13 protein-coding genes are annotated in these 17,700 nt (G+C 74.0%); all 13 read right to left on the bottom strand.

Going from position 1 to position 17,700, the window contains the following annotated elements:
- Positions 1–10: 10 nt before the first annotated feature.
- Positions 11–1,198: a sensor histidine kinase gene (locus tag ACWC94_RS20175; protein WP_450798122.1), complete on the bottom strand. Its 1,188-nt coding sequence runs from the start codon at positions 1,196–1,198 to the stop codon at positions 11–13.
- Positions 1,199–1,708: 510 nt separating this feature from the next.
- Positions 1,709–3,445, bottom strand: coding sequence for a sodium/solute symporter (locus ACWC94_RS20180; protein WP_450798123.1), 1,737 nt, complete (start codon positions 3,443–3,445; stop codon positions 1,709–1,711).
- Positions 3,446–3,476: 31 nt separating this feature from the next.
- Positions 3,477–3,725 (bottom strand): hypothetical protein, encoded by a 249-nt coding sequence (locus ACWC94_RS20185; protein WP_450798124.1) that lies wholly within the window; start codon positions 3,723–3,725, stop codon positions 3,477–3,479.
- Positions 3,726–3,976: 251 nt separating this feature from the next.
- Positions 3,977–4,789 carry a LytR/AlgR family response regulator transcription factor gene (locus ACWC94_RS20190; protein WP_450798125.1) on the bottom strand — a complete coding sequence of 271 codons (813 nt, stop codon included), beginning with the start codon at positions 4,787–4,789 and terminating at the stop codon, positions 3,977–3,979.
- 72 nt (positions 4,790–4,861) lie between these two features.
- Positions 4,862–5,731: a carbohydrate ABC transporter permease gene (locus tag ACWC94_RS20195; RefSeq protein WP_450798126.1), complete on the bottom strand. Its 870-nt coding sequence runs from the start codon at positions 5,729–5,731 to the stop codon at positions 4,862–4,864.
- On the bottom strand, positions 5,728–6,687 hold the full coding sequence (locus tag ACWC94_RS20200; RefSeq protein WP_450798127.1) for a carbohydrate ABC transporter permease: 960 nt from the start codon (positions 6,685–6,687) through the stop codon (positions 5,728–5,730). Before ACWC94_RS20200 ends, ACWC94_RS20195 begins: the two co-directional genes overlap by 4 nt.
- Complete coding sequence (locus ACWC94_RS20205; protein ID WP_450798128.1) at positions 6,681–8,024, bottom strand: ABC transporter substrate-binding protein; 1,344 nt, start codon at positions 8,022–8,024, stop codon at positions 6,681–6,683. The genes ACWC94_RS20200 and ACWC94_RS20205 overlap by 7 nt, the downstream gene beginning before the upstream one ends.
- The gene (locus tag ACWC94_RS20210) at positions 8,021–9,001 is read right to left on the bottom strand and encodes a GNAT family N-acetyltransferase (protein WP_450798129.1); all 981 of its coding nucleotides are present in this window, start codon (positions 8,999–9,001) and stop codon (positions 8,021–8,023) included. The genes ACWC94_RS20205 and ACWC94_RS20210 overlap by 4 nt, the downstream gene beginning before the upstream one ends.
- Positions 9,002–9,304: 303 nt before the next feature.
- A complete protein-coding gene (locus ACWC94_RS20215; protein WP_450798131.1) occupies positions 9,305–11,680 on the bottom strand; it encodes a glycoside hydrolase family 65 protein in 2,376 nt (791 codons plus the stop codon).
- Positions 11,677–14,112, bottom strand: a complete 2,436-nt coding sequence (locus tag ACWC94_RS20220) for a xanthine dehydrogenase family protein molybdopterin-binding subunit (RefSeq protein ID WP_450798132.1) — start codon at positions 14,110–14,112, stop codon at positions 11,677–11,679. The genes ACWC94_RS20215 and ACWC94_RS20220 overlap by 4 nt, the downstream gene beginning before the upstream one ends.
- Positions 14,113–14,150: 38 nt before the next feature.
- Positions 14,151–15,146, bottom strand: coding sequence for an FAD binding domain-containing protein (locus ACWC94_RS20225; RefSeq protein ID WP_450798134.1), 996 nt, complete (start codon positions 15,144–15,146; stop codon positions 14,151–14,153).
- Positions 15,143–15,682 (bottom strand): (2Fe-2S)-binding protein, encoded by a 540-nt coding sequence (locus ACWC94_RS20230; RefSeq protein WP_450798135.1) that lies wholly within the window; start codon positions 15,680–15,682, stop codon positions 15,143–15,145. Before ACWC94_RS20230 ends, ACWC94_RS20225 begins: the two co-directional genes overlap by 4 nt.
- A gap of 125 nt (positions 15,683–15,807) precedes the next feature.
- Positions 15,808–17,673: an ABC transporter ATP-binding protein gene (locus ACWC94_RS20235; RefSeq protein WP_450798151.1), complete on the bottom strand. Its 1,866-nt coding sequence runs from the start codon at positions 17,671–17,673 to the stop codon at positions 15,808–15,810.
- Positions 17,674–17,700 lie beyond the last annotated feature (27 nt).

Below are 17,700 nucleotides of genomic sequence, written 5' to 3' on the forward strand. Positions count from 1 at the left end.
GCAGGCGGGGTCACGGCGGCGGGGCCTGGATGCCCGGGCGGAACTTCGGGACGCGGAGGGTGATCTTCGTGCCGGCGCCGACGCCCGTCTCGATGACGAGGCCGTGGTCGTCGCCGTAGACCTGGCGCAGCCGGCGGTCGACGTTGCTCAGTCCGATGCCGGTGGCGGGTCCGGCCGTACCGCGCAGGATCGCGCGCAGGCGCTCTGGTTCCATGCCGACCCCGTTGTCCTCGATGACGACCCGGGCCTCGGTTCCCTCGTCCTCGGCGATGATCGTGACGCTGCTGCGCTCCACGGACTCCTCCAGGCCGTGTTTGAGGGCGTTCTCGACGAGGGGTTGCAGACAGAGGAAGGGCAGGGTCACGGGCAGCACCTCGGGGGCGATGCGCAGGGTGACCTTCAGGCGGCGGCCGAAGCGGGCGCGGGCGAGTTCGAGGTACTGCTCGATGGAGCGCAGCTCCTCGGCGAGGGTGGTGAAGTCGCCGTCCCGGCGGAAGGAGTAGCGGGTGAAGTCGGCGAACTCCTGGAGGAGTTCGCGGGCGCGCTCGGGGTCGGTGCGGACGAAGGAGGCGATGCTCGCGAGGGAGTTGTAGATGAAGTGCGGGGAGATCTGGGCGCGCAGGGCCCGGACCTCGGCCTCGTGGGCGCTGGCTCGGGCCCGGTCGAGGCCGGCGAGTTCGAGGTCCAGCGAAAGCCGGCGCGCCGCTTCCTCGGTGGCCCGGAGCAGAGCGGTGGACTCGGCGGCGGCGAGCACGGCGAGGGCGCCGGGGACACCGCCGTCGGCTGTCAGGGGCACCAGGGCGCCCCAGCGGACGGGGCAGCCGGCGTCGTCGCAGGACAGCGGGAAGGCCCGGGTGCGCGCAGGGTGGGCGAGCCGTTCCGCGAGCCGTTCCGCGATCTGCGGGCGGTGGTGGTCGGCGGCACCGTCCCAGGCGAGCACGGAGGCGTCGTCGGTGAGGGCGAGGGCGGGACTGCCGAGCAGGGGGCGCAGCCTGCGGGCCGCCTTGCGGGCGGTGTCCGGGGTCAGTCCGCCGCGCAGGGGTGCCGCGGCGAGCGCGGCGGTGCGCAGGGCGTGGGCCCCGTCGCTGTCGGCCGTGTGCTCCTGCTGCCGGCGCGCCGCACCGTGCCCGAGGGCGACACCGAGGACGAACAGCGCGAGCCCGGCCAGGACGAGGGCGGCGGTACCGAGGACGGTCATGGGCGCCGCGCGTCCGCGGCGCCGGGACGGGCGGTACCCCGCCCAAGGGCACCACCGACAGTGCACCCGCCGCGCCCTTGCCCGGACCGACGGACGGCCGCGCCTGCACGGCGGGCAGGCCCGCGGCCCCGCCCGACGCGCACGCGGGCCCAACCAGCGGGTGCGCAGGCCCGACCAGCGACACGGCGGGCGTGGGCAGCGGGTGCGCAGGCACCGGCGGCGACACGGCAGGCACGTGCGGCGAGCGTGCGAGCCCGACCGGCGAAACGGCGGGCGCAACCAGCGGGTGCGCAGGCCCCGCCGACGGCATGGCGGGCGTGGGCAGCGCGTGTACAGGCGCTGTCGGCCCAACGGCGGCCGGGGGCAGCGGGTGTACAGGCGCTGTCGGCGACATGGCAGGCACGTGCGGCGAGGGTGCAGGCGGGGGGACGGGGGGTGGCGGGGGGACGGGGGTGGGGTGCTGGCTGGACTGTTGGGGTCGTGTCGGGGGTGTGCACAACGGATCCCTCGTCAGGTCGTGGCCGGTCCGGGGCGGGGGGTGGGCGGGGGTTCGGGGAGGTGCAGGCGGGCCAGGGTGGCGGCGGTGCCGGGGGGCACGCGGTCGCGGGTGGCCAGGGAGGTCAGGACCATCGCCGCGAAGCCCACGGGCACCGACCACACCGCGGGCCAGGCCAGCAGGGCGTGCAGCCAGCCGGAGCGGGCGCCGCCGGCGATCGTGGCCGTCACCGCGGTGAGCGCCGAGCCGCCGCCGAGGAGCAGCCCGGCGATCGCACCCGGCGGGGTCAGGCCGCGCCACCAGATACCGAGGACGAGCAGCGGGCAGAAGGAGGAGGCCGAGACGGCGAAGGCCAGGCCGACCGCGTCGGCCACGGGGAGGTCGCTGACCACGGCCGCGGCGGCGGTCGGCACCGCGATCGCGGGCAGCGTGGCGAGCCGGAAGTGCCGGACGCCGAGCGTGGGCAGGACGTCCTGGGCGAGGACGCCCGCCACGGACATGGTGAGTCCGGAGGCCGTGGCGAGGAACGCCGCGCACGCGCCACCGGCGACGAGCGCGCCCAGCAGGTCACCGGCGACCCCGCCGATCAGCCGCTGCGGCAGGACCAGGACAGCGGCGTCGGTGTCACCGGTGAGCAGCAGATCGGGGGCGTACAGCCGGCCGAGCATGCCGTACAGGGGGATCAGGAGGTAGAACGCGCCGAGCAGGGCGAGCACGCTCACCGTGGTGCGGCGGGCGGCGCGGCCGTCGGGGTTGGTGTAGAAGCGGACCACGACGTGCGGCAGGCCCATGGTGCCGAGGAAGGTGGCGAGGATCAGTCCGTAGGTGGCGTACAGGCTGTGCTGCTCGCGGTCCGAGGACAGCGGCCTGGCCCAGCTGGAGGCCGCGGTGCGGTCGGGCCCCGGATCGGGCAGGGGGACGCGGGCGCCGGCCGGGAAGCGCAGGGCGGTGTGCGCGCCGATCCGGTGGGGGCCCGCACCGAGCCGCAGCGAACTCCCCCGCACGGCACGGCCGTCGACGGTTCCCGAGGCGGTCACGCGGACCGGCTCGTGCACGGTGAGGGTGAGCGGCCCCTCGACGCGCACCTCGGTGGAACGGTGGAGGACGGGCCGGTCGTCCCAGGCCGGTGCGGGGGCGTGGTCGGCGCGCCAGGCGAGCAGCAGGAACACCACGGGCACCAGCAGCGCGGTGAGTTTCAGCCAGTACTGGAAGGCCTGGACGAAGGTGATGCTGCGCATCCCGCCGGCGGCGACGGCGACGGTCACCACGGCGGCGACGACCAGCCCGCCGAGCCAGCCGGGGGCGCCGGTGAGCAGCCGCAGGGTGAGACCGGCGCCGCGCAGCTGGGGCAGCAGATACAGCCAGCCGATGCCGACGACCAGCACCCCGGCGATCCGGCGCACCGCCCGGGACTGGAGCCGCGCCTCGGCGAAGTCGGGGAGGGTGTAGGCGCCGGAGCGGCGCAGCGGGGCGGCGACGAACGCCAGCAGCACCAGGAAGCCGGCGGTGTAGCCGATGGGGAACCACAGCATGTCGACGCCCTGGGCGAGGACGAGTCCGGCGACACCGAGGAAGGAGGCGGCGGACAGGTACTCGCCGCTGACCGCGAAGGCGTTGAGGCGCGGGGCGACGGTGCGGGAGGCGACGTAGAAGTCGGAGGTGGTGCGGGAGATGCGCAGGCCGAGCGCGCCGACGAGGACCGTGGCGAGGACCACGGCCGTGACGCCCACGATGCCGTACGTCTGGTTCACCGGCCGGCCCCGGCGGTTGGTCGGCGCATGGTCAGGGGCGTTCCGCGGGGATGCCGGCGGTGGCCGTGCCGGTCTCGTTGGCCTCGGCGCGGCGGACGTACCAGGCGCCGATGGCCAGCAGCGCGGGGTAGGGCGCGACGCCCAGCAGGAGCCAGACGGCGAGGGGGACGCGGGGGGCCGCGTCGGCGAGGGGCAGGACACGCAGGAGTACGGGGAGCAGGCCGAGCAGGACGGCGAGGAGGGCCGTGGCCGCGAGTGCGGCCCGGAGCTGACGGCGCATCAACTGGCGTACGCGCACGTCCGGTCGGGGCCCGGGCAGGGCACCCGGGCGTGGTGCGGTCGTACCGCCCGAAGGGTGTGGCGGTCCGGTGACCACCTCTCTGCGAGGGACGGACTCCGCACCCATGCCGCACTCCCCGACGCCGCGGTGATCACCTTGTGCTGCGGTGAGTGTACGCAGCGCGCCGTCGTGGAGACAGTCGGCGGACGGCAATCGCCACAGGTCCGTCACCCGGGGACCGCGCCGGGTGCTCAACGGGCCCGGCCGGCCGCGTGCCTGGCCAGCAGGTCCCGCAGTTCGCGGGCGTTGCGCCGGCTCACGGCGAGGACGCGGTCGCCGATCCGCACGGTCACGTTGCCGCCGTCCAGGCGGAGTTCCTCGATGCGCCCGAGTGCGACGAGCCGGCTGCGGTGGATGCGCACGAAGCCGCGGGCCCGCCACTGTTCCTCGAGGGTGGACAGCGCGACGCGCACCAAGTGGCTGCCGTGCGGGGTGTGCAGCCGCGCGTAGTCGCCCTGTGCCTCGACATGGGTGATGTCGGCGATGGGCACGAACCGGGTCACCCCGCCCAGTTCCACGGGGACGTGGTCGCCGAAGGCGGGTGCCGGTTCCGGCACGGCTGCGGCGGCTGCGGCCGGCCGCGGGCCCTGGCCGGCCCGGACCAGTTCGGCGACCCGGCGTACGGCCTCGGCGAAGCGCTCCTCGCGGAGGGGCTTGCGCAGGTAGTCGACGGCCTTGAGGTCGAAGGCGCGGACCGCGAAGTCGTCGTGCGCGGTGACGAAGACGATCAGTGGTGGTGCGGCGAACCGGCCGAGGAGACGGGCCAGTTCGAGGCCGTCGAGTCCCGGCATGTCGATGTCGAGGAAGACGACGTCGACGGCCGGGCCGCCGTCCGGACCGTCCTCGGAGGCCCGGCCGAGCCGGCGCAGGGCCTCGGTGGGCCCTGCCGCGGGCACCACGCTGCCGACCCGCGGATCCCGCCCCAGGAGGTACAGCAGTTCCTCGAGCGCGGGCTCCTCGTCGTCCACCGCCAGTACCCGCAAGGGCACGTCGCTCGCGCTCATTCCCCGCCGGCTCCTTTCCTTTTCAACCGCTTACCGGTGCATGGTGGTCTCCCGGCCTCTTCATGGGAAGCCTCACTTGAGGCCGCTGAGCATGACACCGCGGATGTAGTACTTCTGCAGCAGCAGGAAGAGGACCAGGACCGGCAGGACGCTCAGGACGAGGCCGGCCATGACGATGGGCGTCGTGCGGGTCGGGTCGACGTGGTCCTGCAGGAGCTGGATGCCGACGGGCAGGGTCATCACGTCCGGGTTCGCGGTCGACACGAGCAGCGCCCAGATGTACTCGTTCCAGGCGTCGACGAAGGTCAGCAGCCCGAGTGTCACCAGCACCGGGGTGGTCTGCGGTAGGACGATCCGCCACCACACGGTGAACTCCCCGGCCCCGTCGATGCGCGCGGCCTCCAGGACCTCGTCCGGGATGGACAGCATGAACTGGCGTGTCAGGAAGATCCCGAAGCTGCTCACGAGGAACGGCACGGCGAGCGCCACGATGCTGACGGTCAGGCCCGCGCCGCCGCGCCCGGACAGGTCGTTGCCGCCGGCCAGCGGCCAGTGCACCAGGATCAGGAAGTGCGGGATGAAGAAGACGAACGGCGGGAACATCATCGTCGACAGGACGAGGCGGAAGACGAGGCCCCGTCCGGGGAAGTGGAGTTTGGCGAGCGCGTAGCCGGCGAGCGACGACGTGAGCAGCACCGACGCGGTGATCAGGGCGGTGGCGACGACGCTGTTGCGGAAGAGCACCGGCAGGTCGAGCTGGTGGATCGCCGCCCGGTAGTTGGACAGGTCGAACGCCTCGGGCAGGAACCGGTACGGCAGCGTGCCGGCCTCGCCGGGCCCCTTGAAGGACGTCATCACCATGTCGAGGAACGGCACCACCGTGAGCACGGCGCCGGTCACGACCAGCAGGTACGACAGCCACGGGAAGCGGCGGCGGCTCATGCGTCCTCCCCCTTGCGCCGGAAGATCCACAACTGCACCAGGGTGACCAGGAGGACCACCGTGAACAGCACGAAGGCGGCGGCGCTCGCGGTGCCCCAGTCGCCGTAGCTGAAGGCCTGCCGGTACATCTCCAGCGCGGCCACGTTGGTCGCGTCACCCGGGCCGCCCTGGGTCATCACGATGATCAGTGCGAACGACTGCAGGCCGGTGAGGAACTGGGTGATGCACACGAACAGCAGGGACGGCCGCAGCAGCGGCAGGGTGATCCGCCAGAAGACGGTGCCGGGCCCGGCGCCGTCGAGCGCGGCGGCCTCGTAGTACGCATCGGGAATGGACTTCAGCCCGGCGGTCAGGACGAGGATCGCCGAGCCGACCGAGGCCCAGGCCTGGACGACGACGACCGAGGGCAGTGCGGTGTCCGGGTCCTGCAGGAACGCCACCGAGCCGAGCCCGAGGGCGTTGAGGACGCCGTTGACCAGACCGCCCGGCTCGTACATGTACTTCCACACGTTGCCGACGGCGACGACGGTCGTGACGATCGGCAGGAAGTAGAGGGTGCGCCACAGTCCCTGGAACCGCAGCTTGTCGATGCAGGTGGCGACGAGCACCGAGCCGGCGAGCGCGAGGGCCACGGTGCCCAGGGCGAACAGCAGCGTGTTGGTGAGGACCGGCGTCAGGAACGTCGATCCGTCCGCGAACAGGCCGGTGAAGTTGTCCAGGCCGACCGGATCGATGTCGCCGAGCCTGAACCCGGCCCAGCGGGACATCGACAGCAGCAGCGCGAAGCCGAGCGGCAGGACCAGGAAGACCGCGAAGAACAGCAACGCCGGTGCCAGGAAGAGGTAGGCGACGACGGCCTGGCGGCGCCGGTGCCGGGTACGGCCGTCCAGCGTGCCGGCGGGGTGCGGCGTGACCGCCGTCCGTCCGGCCGTCTGCGGCGCCAGGGCGTTCACCATGAGCGCGACACCTCCTGATCGACCTGGCGGCGGACGGTGCGCAGGGCCTCGTCGACCGACTGCTGACCGGTCCACAGCGCTTCGACGTTCTTGCGCAGCAGCGACTTGGCCCGTTGCGCGCCCGGCACGTTCGGCTCCGGCACCGCGTAGGCGAGCGCGTCCAGGAACGGGCGCAGGTTCGGATCGCCGCCCCGCCCCAGGAGTGTCCGCATGTCGTCGGCGCGGCCGGTCAGGGAGCCGACCGAGACCTGCAGGGCGCTCATCCGGGTCGCCGCCGCACCCTTCGTGAGGGGCACCTTCTCGGTGTTGAGCCAGCGCAGGAACTCCCAGGCCTCGCGGGGGTGTTCGCTGGCCGTGTTCACACCCAGCATGAAGCCGGTGGAGAGCGTGGCGCGCGGGTCGTCCGCCTCGGGGACGGGCACGGGCGCGACGCCGACGTCGCGGTAGGCCCTCCCCATCAGGGGCTTCAGGCTCCCGGTCCACCAGCCCGCGCTGATCACCATGGCCACCTGACCGGAGGGGAACGCCTTGTAGACGTTGACGCCGGGGTCGCTCGCGCCTCTGCCGACGAGGCGGTGCTCCAGCGCGAACACGGCCCGGCCGGCCGGCGCGTCGATGGCGGTGCGCCGGCCGTCCGCGGAGACGAACCTGCCGCCGGCGGCGTTGAGCAGGGCTAGGGTCTGGCCGACGGTGGTGGAGTCGTCGTAGGCCGACAGCCCGAACCCCTGGACCAGTGTGTTGCCGTACCGGTCCCGTCTGGCGGTGCGGTACGCCGTCTCCTCCAGCTCGCGCCAGGTGCGCGGCGGGCCGTCGAGACCGGCCTCGCGCAGCAGGCGCTTGTTGTAGTAGAGGGCGTACGTCTGCGCCTCGGTGGGGTAGCCGTAGACCTTGCCCGCCACCGACGCGGCGCCGACCGCGGCGGCGCCGTAGCCGCGCCTGATCTCCTCGGCGTGCTCGGCCGGGGCGGGCCGCAGGACACCGGCCCGGACGAGCTGGCCGTTCCACAGGCAGTACGGGTGCAGGATGTCGGCGCCCTGGCCCGCGGCCTGCCGGACCATGAAGGTGGTCAGCAGTTCGGTGAACTCGACGGCCTTCGTCTGCACCTTGACCCGGTCGTGCGTGGCGTTCCACTCGTCGACCGGGCCCTGCAGGGCCTGTTTCAGCTCCCCGCTCGCGTAGTGGGAGAGCAGGGTGAGGACGATCGGGTCCCCGGGCCGGCCGGTCCCCCGGTGCGGCGCGGCGCAACCGGAGGCGAGCAGCGCCGAGGGGAGCGCGAGGGCGAAGTGACGGCGGCTCAGGCCGTGGGTGCGGCGGGGGCTGTGCGGTGGGCGCGTCACCGGGCGGTCTCCCGGCGCAGTACGCGGAACACCCGGGTGGTGGTGAAACCCGCCTTGCGGTACAGGTGGCCGGCCGGGGACCGTTCGCCGGTCCACAGGAACCACGCGCTGTGCGCACCGCGGGCCCGCATCCGTTCCAGGACCAGGTGGAGCAGGACGTTGCCGAGTCCGGTGCCGCGCATCTCCTCCCGCACGCCGAACGGGCCGAACCGCTCGTCGGCCGACGCGTACGCGCCGTGCATCGCCCAGCCGGTCAGGCGGCCCGAGGGGTCCCGGGCGACGACGATCCGGTCGAGCGGTGTGCCCGCGGCCAGACACTCCCGGATCGCGCGGGCCCAGTCCGGGTTGAAGTGGTTCCCGGCGAGCGCGACCAGGTCCACCAGGTCGTCGTCGGAGGGGGTGGCGAATCGGTGGCCCCGCGCCGTCAGTTCGTCCAGGCGGTGGGCGACCTCGTCCGGGAGCCGGTAGCCGACCAGGCCGCGGTCCATCGCCGCCGCCTCGTGGAGGGTGCGGAAGCCCAGCGATTCGAGGAGCCCCGCCGCTTCCGGGTACGTCTCGGCGTCCAGGCCGGGCAGGACGTAGTTCGGGGTGTACGAGGAGAAGTCCGCCCGGGTGCGGCCGTGGCCGTGCAGCCAGTCGAGGGCGTCGGTCAGCAGCCGGCGGCCGAGGCCGTGTCCGCGGGCGGCCGGGTCGACGAAGAAGAACGGGATCCAGCCCTGCTCCGGCTCCAGGTCGGTGCCGGTCATCGGGGTCAGCCGGCGCACCGCGTAGGCGGCGCCGACGACACGGTCGCCGTCGACGGCGACCCTGAGCCCCTCGGGATCGAAGTTGGCGTCGAGCAGCACCAGGGTGCGGAAGCGGTCCGGGGTGATGGGGTCGGCCGGCGCACTCCGCCGCCACACCGCCACCAGCTGGGGTCCGTCACCCACGCGAAAGCCACGGATCCCGGCCCGGGGCTGTGTCGTGCGAGCGGTCATCGAGGGGGTGGTCCTTCCGGGCGCGGGGGGCGGACGGCGCCGAGTGCCGCACGGGGCGCCGCCCGGGTCCGGTGCGGGTGTGCCGCGCCGCCGGGGCAGCCGGTGTCAGGCGTACAGCAGGGTGTCGGCGCCGGCCCAGTGGGCGGGTGGCGTGCAGCCGTGCGATCCCGGTCGTCACCGTGCCGCGGTCGTCCGTGCTCATCCTGGGGCCCCGTCTGCCGGTGACATCTCGTAGCGGTTGTCGGAAATTTACTGGCATGTCCGGGAACTTGGCAATGAACCACTCACGGGGGTGCCGCGGGCTCACTCCGGTACGACCAGCTGGGCCACCTCCCCCGGTCCGACGGGTACGACGCGGTCGTGCAGGCAGATGTCGATGAGCGAGCGGTCGGAGGACGGCACGGCGATCTCCAGCAGACCGCTGCGCAGGCGCAGATGGACGCCCCAGTGGCCGTGGTAGCGGATGGAGAAGCCGTAGGAGGAGAGTTCCGGCAGCGGGACCGGGTCGAGGTACAGGGCACCACTGCGGGTCTCCAGGCCGGTCAGGCCGCGCTGGACGAGGTCGAGGGTGCCGGCCATGGCGCCCAGGTGGATGCCCTCGCCGGTGGTGCCGCCCTGCAGGTCGGCGATGTCGCCGCGCAGCGCCTCCTGGACGAAGGCCCAGGCGCCGGCACGGCGGTCGCGGGCCAGGACCCAGCCGTGCACCAGGCCGCTGAGGGTGGAGCCGTGGCTGGTGCGGTGCAGGTAGTGGTCGACGGTCGCGGTCCAGGTCCGCTCGTCGAGGCGGTAGCCCAGCCGGCCGAAGAGCGAACGGAGTTCGGCCGCCGAGAAGAGGTAGCCGAGCATCAGGACGTCGGCCTGTTTGGACGCCTTGTACCGGTTGACGGTGTCGCCCTCCGCCTCCAGGATCCGGTCCAGGCGCCGGATGTCGTCATACCGCTTGCGGTAGCCGTGCCAGTCCAGCTCGGCGAGGTCGCCGTAGCCCTCGAACTGGCTGATCACCCCGTCGTGGAAGGGCACGTGCAGGGTGCGGGAGACCTCCTCCCAGCGGGCGGGCTCGTCCTGGTCGAGTCCGGCGTTCTCGACGAGTTCGCGGCGGCGCGGCTCGGGCAGGAGGTCCAGCAGTTCCAGGGTGCGGGCGAGCACCCAGGCGGCGGTGACGTTGGTGTACGCGTTGTCGTCCAGGCCCGGCGCGGCGGCGCCGGGGTAGGCGTCGTGGTACTCGTCGGGGCCGACCACGCCCCGGATGCGGTGCCGGCCGAGGCGGTCGTCGTAGTGGGCCGAGTCCGCCCAGAAGCGGGCGATGTGCAGCAGCATCTCGGCGCCCTCGCCGTGCAGGAAGTCGATGTCGCCGGTCGCCTCGCAGTACTGCCAGATGTTGTAGGCCACCGCCGAGCCGACGTGGTGCTGGAGCCGGGTGTGGTCCGGCAGCCAGCGGCCGGAGCGGGGGTTGAGGTGGAGTCGCTGGGTCTCCTCGCGGCCGTCGCTGCCGCTCTGCCACGGGTAGAGCGCGCCGCGCCGGCCGAGGTCCCGGGCCCCCTGGCAGGCGGCGTCCAGCCGGCGGTAACGGTAGTGGAGCAGGGCGCGGGAGACCTCGGGCAGGTGCAGGTTGAGGTAGGGCAGGACGAAGAGTTCGTCCCAGAAGACATGACCGCGGTAGGCCTCGCCGTGCAGGCCGCGCGCGGGGACTCCGACGTCGAGGTCGGCGGTGTGCGGCGACAGGGTCTGCAGCACATGGAACAGGTGCAGGCGCAGGATGCTGCCCGCCTCGCCCGGGACCTCGAGCGCGGTGCGCCGCCACAGCTGATCCCACGCCGCGGCGTGCGCCTCCTGCAGCGCGTCGAAGCCGGGGGCGGCACCGACCCGGTCGACTGCCGCCCGCAGGGCGTCGCCGATGGCCGGGTCGTGGGAGGTGTGCAGGGCGACGGCCTTGTCGACGGTGACGGTACGGCCGGGCGCCAGGCGCAGCCGCACGTGCTGGACGGCGCGCTCGGGTTCGGGGACCAGCATCACCGGCGCGTCGGCGGTCAGCCGGGCGGCGAGGCCGGACTCGATGCGCGAGGTACGGGTGTGGCAGCGCAGCCACACCGTGTCGTGCGCGGCGATGCCGGTTCGCACGTGGACGAGGTGCCGGCCGTCCAGGTCCCGGTAGCGGGCCACGCCGGAGTTGGTGACCCGTCCGTCGAGGGCGGCCTCGACGTCCAGGTCGAGGCCGTCGCCCTCGACGGTGAACTCGGTGCGCAGGGCGGCGAGATGGGGGTCGGCGAGGCTGACGAGGCGCAGCTGGCGCACCTGGAGCGTGGCCCCGCCGTCCAGGCCGTAGCCGGTGCGGCGTTCCAGCAGGCCGGGGTCGAGATGGAGGATCTGGAGGTGCTCGGTGACGGGGGCGGTGTCCGGGGTGAGCCAGGCGCCGCCCACCGGACGGAAGCGCAGCGGCAGCCAGTTGGGGAGGTTGACCATGTCCTCGTTCTCGACCCGGTGGCCGGCGACCTCGGAGGTGAGCCGGTCGTAGCAGCCGGCCGCGTAGGTACCCGGGTAGTGGATGTCGTCGGCGGTGCACTCGGGCAGCGCCCCACGGGTGGCGACGTAGCCGTTGCCCAGGGTGCACAGGGACTCCCGCAGGCGTTCCTCCTCCGGGCGGTAGCCCTCGTACTCCCAGGTCGGTCCCGGCACCGTCACCCTCCGGCGAGCAGCCCCGTGAGGACCCGGTCAGGGGTGAGGGGCAGGTGGCGGAAGCGGATCCCGGTGGCGTGGTGGACGGCGTTGCCGATGGCGGCGGCGGTGCCGACGATGCCGATCTCGCCGATGCCCTTGCTGCCCATGGGGTTGAGGTGCGGGTCGTCCTCGTCGATCCAGTCGGCCTCGATGTCGGTTACGTCGGCGTGCGCGGGCACGTGGTAGGAGGCGAGGTCGGCCTCGGTGAAGTCGCCGAACGCCCGGTCCATCGTGCTGTTCTCGGTGAGGGCCATGCCCAGGCCCATGATCATGCCGCCGGTGAACTGGGAGCGGGCGGTACGGGCGTTGAGGATCCGCCCGGCGGCGAAGATCCCCAGCAGCCGCCGTACCCGGGTCTCGCCGGTGACGGTGTCGACGGCGGCCTCGGCGAAGTGGGCGCCGAAGGCGTGCCGGGCGTAGGGGCTGTCGGCGTCGGCCCGACCGGCGGTGTCGGCGTGGGTCTCGATGCCGTCGGCGGGCAGCGGTCCGGTGTGCGCGGCCAGCCGGGACGCCAGCCCGGCGCACGCCTCGTGCACGGCCCAGCCCCAGGAGGCGGTGCCCATGGAGCCGCCGGCGAGCCAGGCGGACGGCAGGTCGCTGTGCCCGATCTCGGTGCGGACCCGGTCGAGGGGCGCGCCGAGGGCGTCGGCGGCGATCTGGGCGAGGACGGTACGCGCTCCGGTGCCGATGTCCGTCGCGTTGATCCGGACGGCGAAGGTGCCGTCGGGCAGGGCCCGGGCGGTCGCGGTGGCCGGGACGGCGGCGGCCGGGTAGGTGGCCGCGGCCACGCCGGTGCCGATGAGCAGCGGGCCCTCGCGGCGGATGCCCGGCCGGGGGTCGCGCCCGGCCCAGCCGAAGCGGCGGGCGCCCTCGCGGAGGCACTGGACGAGATGCCGGCTGCTGAACGGCTTGCCGCTGCCGGGCTCGCGCTCGGGTTCGTTGCGCACGCGCAGCTCCACCGGGTCCATGCCGAGCGCGTCGGCGAGTTCGTCCAGGGCGGACTCCAGGGCGTACATGCCGGGTGCCTCGCCGGGGGCGCGCATCCAGGACGGGCTCGGCACGTCGAGCGGGACCACCCGGTGGGTGCTGAGCAGGGCCGGGGCCTCGTACATGACGCGGGAGGGCACCGCGGCCTGCTCCACGAACTCCTTCACACGGGAGGTGTGGGTGGTCACCTCGTGCAGCACGGCGGTGAGCCGGCCGTCCGCGTGCGCGCCCAGGCGCAGCCGCTGCACGGTGGGGGCGCGGTGGCCGACGGTCGTGGGCAGATACCGGCGGGGGTAGGCGAGGGTGACGGGCCGGCCGGTGTGCCGGGCGGCCATCGCGGCGAGGACGACGTCGGGGCGCGGGGTGCCCTTGGAGCCGAAGCCGCCGCCGACGTGCTCGCAGACGACGGTGATCCGGTCCTCGGGCAGCCCGAACAGCTGGGCGAGCACGGACCGCACGGTCGTACCGCCCTGGCTGGAGGTGTACACGGTGAGCCGGTCCGCGTCCCAGTGAGCGGTGCTGGTGTGCGGCTCCATGGGGTGGTTGTGCAGCGGCGGCACGTGGTAGACGGTGTCGACGCGGACCTCGGCGGCGGCGAACGCGGCCTTCGGGTCGCCGTGCTCGACGCGGCCGGGGAAGCCGGCGTTGGCCTCCTCGGGCTCGTAGGCGTCCCGGTGACCGGTGTCCAGGCAGACGTCGTGGGGTTCGGCCGCGCAGGTGACGCGGACGGCCCGGGCGGCGGCGCGGGCCGCCTCCAGGGTCTCGGCGACGGCCAGGGCCACGCACCAGCCCCGGTGCGGGACGTGGGGGCCCTGCAGGACGGCGAGCGTGGCGTCCTCGGGCTCGGCGAGCCGGGGTGCGTCGTCGGGGGTGAGGACGGCGAGGACGCCGGGCAGGGCGAGGGCGGCCGAGGTGTCGACGGCGGTGACCCGGCCGCGCGCGACCGGAGCGGGCACGGGCCAGGCGTGGGCGCGGCCGGGCAGGGCGTATTCGGCGGCGTAGCGGGCGGCGCCGGTGACCTTCTGCCGCCCTTCCCGACGCTCGACGGAGGCGCCCAGAGCCCCACCACCGCCCGGCCGCCCTTCCCCCCGACGCTCACCGGAGACCCCGGTGCCGGCACGGCCGGCGGCCCGGCGGCCTTCCGGCCGGTGCTCACCTGAGACCCCGGCGTCAGTGCGGCCAACGCCCCCGGGTCCCTCCGGCCGGTACTCGCCTACGCCCTTGGCATCGGTGCGGCCAGGACCCCGGCTTCCGTCCGGCCCGTACTCACCGGAGACCCCGGTGCCGGTGCGGCCGGCGGCCGGGGGTTGCTCCGGTCGGGGCTCGGCGCGGGTACCGGTGTCGGTGGCTGGTCCCGTGTGCCGGGTGTTCCGGCGCGCTGCCGGTGTGTCCGGGGAGTTGCCGGTCATGCGGTCCTCCTGGCTCTCCTCGCTCCTCCTGTACCGGCTCAGGCCGGCGCGGGTGCCGGGGCGAGACGGTTCAGGACGTCCAGGGCGAGGTTGTGGGCGAGGGACACCTTGTAGGCGTTGTCCCGCAGCGGCTCGGCGTGCGCGAGTTCCAGATCCACGGCGCCTTCGAAGGCGGCGGGGGTGGCGGGGGCGCCGAGCAGGGCCAGCTCGGCGTGCCGGGCCCGCCAGGGCCGGTGGGCGAGCCCGCCGAAGGCGATGCCGACCTGGTCGACGACACCGCCGTCGACCCGCAGCACGACGGCCACCGAGGCGAGGGCGAAGGCGTACGACGTGCGGTCGCGGGCCTTGCGGTAGGCGGACGGGACACCGGCGGTCGCCGCCGGGAGCAGCACACCGGTGATCAGTTCGCCGGGGCGGATCCAGGTGTCCCGCTCGGGGTGCTCGCCCGGCAGCCGGTGGAACTCGGCCGCCGGAAGGCGCCGGGTGCCCTCGGTGCCGTACAGCTCCACCTGGGCGTCCAGGGCGGCGAGGGCGACGGCCATGTCGGACGGGTGGGTGGCGATGCAGTGCCGGGAGTGGCCGAGGACCGCGTGGTCGCGGTGGACGCCGTCCAGGGCGCCGCAGCCGCTGCCCGGCTCGCGTTTGTTGCAGGGCTTGTCCACGTCCTGGAAGTACGGGCAGCGGGTGCGCTGGAGCAGGTTGCCGCCGGTGGTGGCGGCGTTGCGCAGTTGCCCGGAGGCGCCCGAGAGGAGGGCCTGGGACAGCGCCGGGTAGCGGTCGCGGACGCGCGGGTCGGCGGCCAGGTCGCTGTTGCGGACGGTGGCGCCCGCGCGCAGGGAGCCGTCGGGCAGCTCCTCGACGGTGTCCAGCGGCAGCCGGCCGACGTCGATGAGGACGGCGGGGCGCTCCACGCCGAGTTTCATCAGGTCGACCAGGTTGGTGCCGCCGGCCAGATAGCGGGCGCCGGGGTGGGCGGCGTACGCCTCGACGGCCTCCTGGACGTCGCGCGGCCTGAGGTACCCGAAGCCGTTCACCGGATCACGTCCTCGACCGCCTCGACGATGCGCGGATAGGCGCCGCACCGGCACAGATTGCCGCTCATGCGTTCGCGGATCTCGGGCCGGTCCAGCGGGACGGGCCGGCCGGAGGGGGCCGCGGGGTCGGTGACATGGGAGGGGTGTCCGGCCGCGGCCTCCGCGATCATGCCCAGGGCGGAGCAGATCTGCCCCGGTGTGCAGTAGCCGCACTGGAAGGCGTCGCGGTCGAGGAAGGCCCGCTGCAGCGGGTGCGGCTCCTCGCCGTCGCCGCCGAGGCCCTCCACGGTGGTGATCTCGCTGCCGTCGAGGGCGACCGCGAGCAGCAGGCAGCTGGTGAGGCGGCGGCCGTCGACCAGCACGGTGCAGGCACCGCACTGGCCGTGGTCGCAGCCCTTCTTCGACCCGGTGAGGCCGAGGTCCTCCCGGAGCAGGTCCAGCAGGGTCCGGCGGTGGTCGATGTGCAGGGTGTGGGGCTTTCCGTTGACCCGGAGGGTGATCCCCGAGTCCGTCGCCCGTTCGTTTTTGCTGGTCATGACAGGGATGGCCTTTCGGACGTGCCCTGGTCCGCCCCGACCGCGTATCCACGCGGCGGCGCCTCACACGTCCCGGGGGCCGCCCCTTCGGTCCGGCACCGGCCGGCCCGGCACCCCGGGCCCGTTCAGACCGGCCGCACCTCGGCGAACTGCGTCCGGTACAGCTCCGCGTAGCGCCCCTCGGCGGCCAGAAGCGTCTCGTGCGTGCCGCGTTCCACGATCCGCCCGGCCTCCACGACCAGGATCTGGTCGGCGGCCCGGACCGTGGACAGCCGGTGGGCGATCACCACGGCCGTACGTCCCTCCAGGGCCTCGGTGAGCGCTTCCTGGACGGCCGCCTCGGAGGTGTTGTCCAGGTGGGCGGTGGCCTCGTCGAGGATGACCACGCGCTGCCGGGCCAACAGCAGCCGGGCGATGGTCATCCGCTGGCGTTCACCGCCGGAGAGCCGGTAGCCGCGCTCGCCGACCACCGTGTCCAGTCCGTCGGGCAGGGACCGGACGACGTCGGCGAGCCGGGCGCGGCCGAGCGCGTCCCACAGCTCGTCGTCGGCGGCGTCCGGCCGGGCCAGCAGCAGATTGGCGCGGACGGTGTCGTGGAAGAGGTGGCCGTCCTGGGTGACCATGCCGAGCGTGCCGCGCAGGGAGGCGGCCGTCAGGTCGCGGACGTCCGCCCCGCCGATACGGACGGCGCCCGCGTCCACGTCGTAGAGGCGCGGCAGCAACTGGGCGATGGTGGACTTGCCGGCGCCGGAGGAGCCGACGAGGGCGACGGTCTCGCCGGGCTCGGCACGGAAGGAGATGCCGTGCAGGACCTCGACGCCGCCTCGGGTGTCGAGTGCGGCGACCTCCTCCAGGGAGGCCAGGGAGACCTGGTCGGCGGACGGGTAGGCGAAGCGGACGTCGTCGAACTCGACCGCGACCGGGCCCTCGGGGACGTCGACGGCGTCCGGCTTCTCCTCGATGAGCGGCGTGAGGTCCAGCACCTCGAAGACCCGCTCGAAACTGACGAGCGCGCTCATCACCTCGACCCGGGCTCCGGCGAGCGCGGTGAGCGGGGCGTACAGACGGGTGAGCAGGAGGGCGAGGGAGACGACCGCCCCCGCCTGCAGGGTGCCGTGCAGCGCGAACCAGCCGCCGAGGCCGTAGACCAGGGCCAGGGCGAGGGCGGACACCAGGGTGAGGGAGGTGATGAAGACCGACTGCGCGGTGGCGGTGCGCACCCCGATGTCCCGGACACGGGCGGCGCGGGCCGTGAATTCGGCGGACTCCTCCTCGGGGCGGCCGAACAGCTTGACCAGGGTGGCGCCGGGGGCGGAGAAGCGCTCGGTCATCCGGGTGCCCATGGCCGCGTTCAGCGCCGCGGCCTCCCGCTGCATACGCGCCATCCGGGTGCCCATGCGGCGGGCGGGCAGCACGAACACCGGCAGCAGCGCCAGCGCGAGCAGGGTGATCTGCCAGGACAGGGTCAGCATCACCGCGAGGGTGAGCAGCAGGGTGACCAGATTGCTCACGACGCCCGACAGCGTGTTGGCGAACGCCCGCTGGGCGCCGATCACGTCGTTGTTGAGACGGCTGACCAGCGCTCCCGTACGTGTCCGTGTGAAGAACGCGACGGGCATGCGCTGCACATGATCGAACACAGCCGTTCTGAGGTCGAGGATGAGTCCCTCCCCGAGCATCGCCGACAGCCGGCGACCGACGATGCCGAGCCCCGCCTCGGCGAGGGCGACGAGCGCGATCAGCAGGGAGAGGCGGACCACCGTGCCGGAGTCGTGCCCCGCCACGATCGCGTCGACGACGCGGCCGGCGAGCACGGGGGTGGCCACGGCCAGCAGGGCCGTCACCACCCCGAGCAGCACGAAGCGGACGATGCCCGCGCGGTGCGGGCGGGCGAAGGCGGCGATGCGGCGCAGCGTGGCGCGGGCGAACGGACGGCGTTGCGACTGCGCGTTCATCACGCTGTGCAGCTGCGTCCAGGCGGTGGTCTCCATGCTCATGGAAGAGAACGTAGAACCTCA

This window comes from Streptomyces sp. NPDC001135, from assembly GCF_053598395.1.

Bases quoted from the DNA above. Each gene is read 5' to 3' on its own strand.
- ACWC94_RS20175 (WP_450798122.1), bottom strand. From the start codon at position 1,198: ATGACCGTCCTCGGTACCGCCGCCCTCGTCCTGGCCGGGCTCGCGCTG.
- ACWC94_RS20185 (WP_450798124.1), bottom strand. From the start codon at position 3,725: ATGCGCCGTCAGCTCCGGGCCGCACTCGCGGCCACGGCCCTCCTCGCC.
- ACWC94_RS20190 (WP_450798125.1), bottom strand. From the start codon at position 4,789: ATGAGCGCGAGCGACGTGCCCTTGCGGGTACTGGCGGTGGACGACGAG.
- ACWC94_RS20195 (WP_450798126.1), bottom strand. From the start codon at position 5,731: ATGAGCCGCCGCCGCTTCCCGTGGCTGTCGTACCTGCTGGTCGTGACC.
- ACWC94_RS20200 (WP_450798127.1), bottom strand. From the start codon at position 6,687: ATGGTGAACGCCCTGGCGCCGCAGACGGCCGGACGGACGGCGGTCACG.
- ACWC94_RS20210 (WP_450798129.1), bottom strand. From the start codon at position 9,001: ATGACCGCTCGCACGACACAGCCCCGGGCCGGGATCCGTGGCTTTCGC.
- ACWC94_RS20220 (WP_450798132.1), bottom strand. From the start codon at position 14,112: ATGACCGGCAACTCCCCGGACACACCGGCAGCGCGCCGGAACACCCGG.
- ACWC94_RS20230 (WP_450798135.1), bottom strand. From the start codon at position 15,682: ATGACCAGCAAAAACGAACGGGCGACGGACTCGGGGATCACCCTCCGG.
- ACWC94_RS20235 (WP_450798151.1), bottom strand. From the start codon at position 17,673: ATGGAGACCACCGCCTGGACGCAGCTGCACAGCGTGATGAACGCGCAG.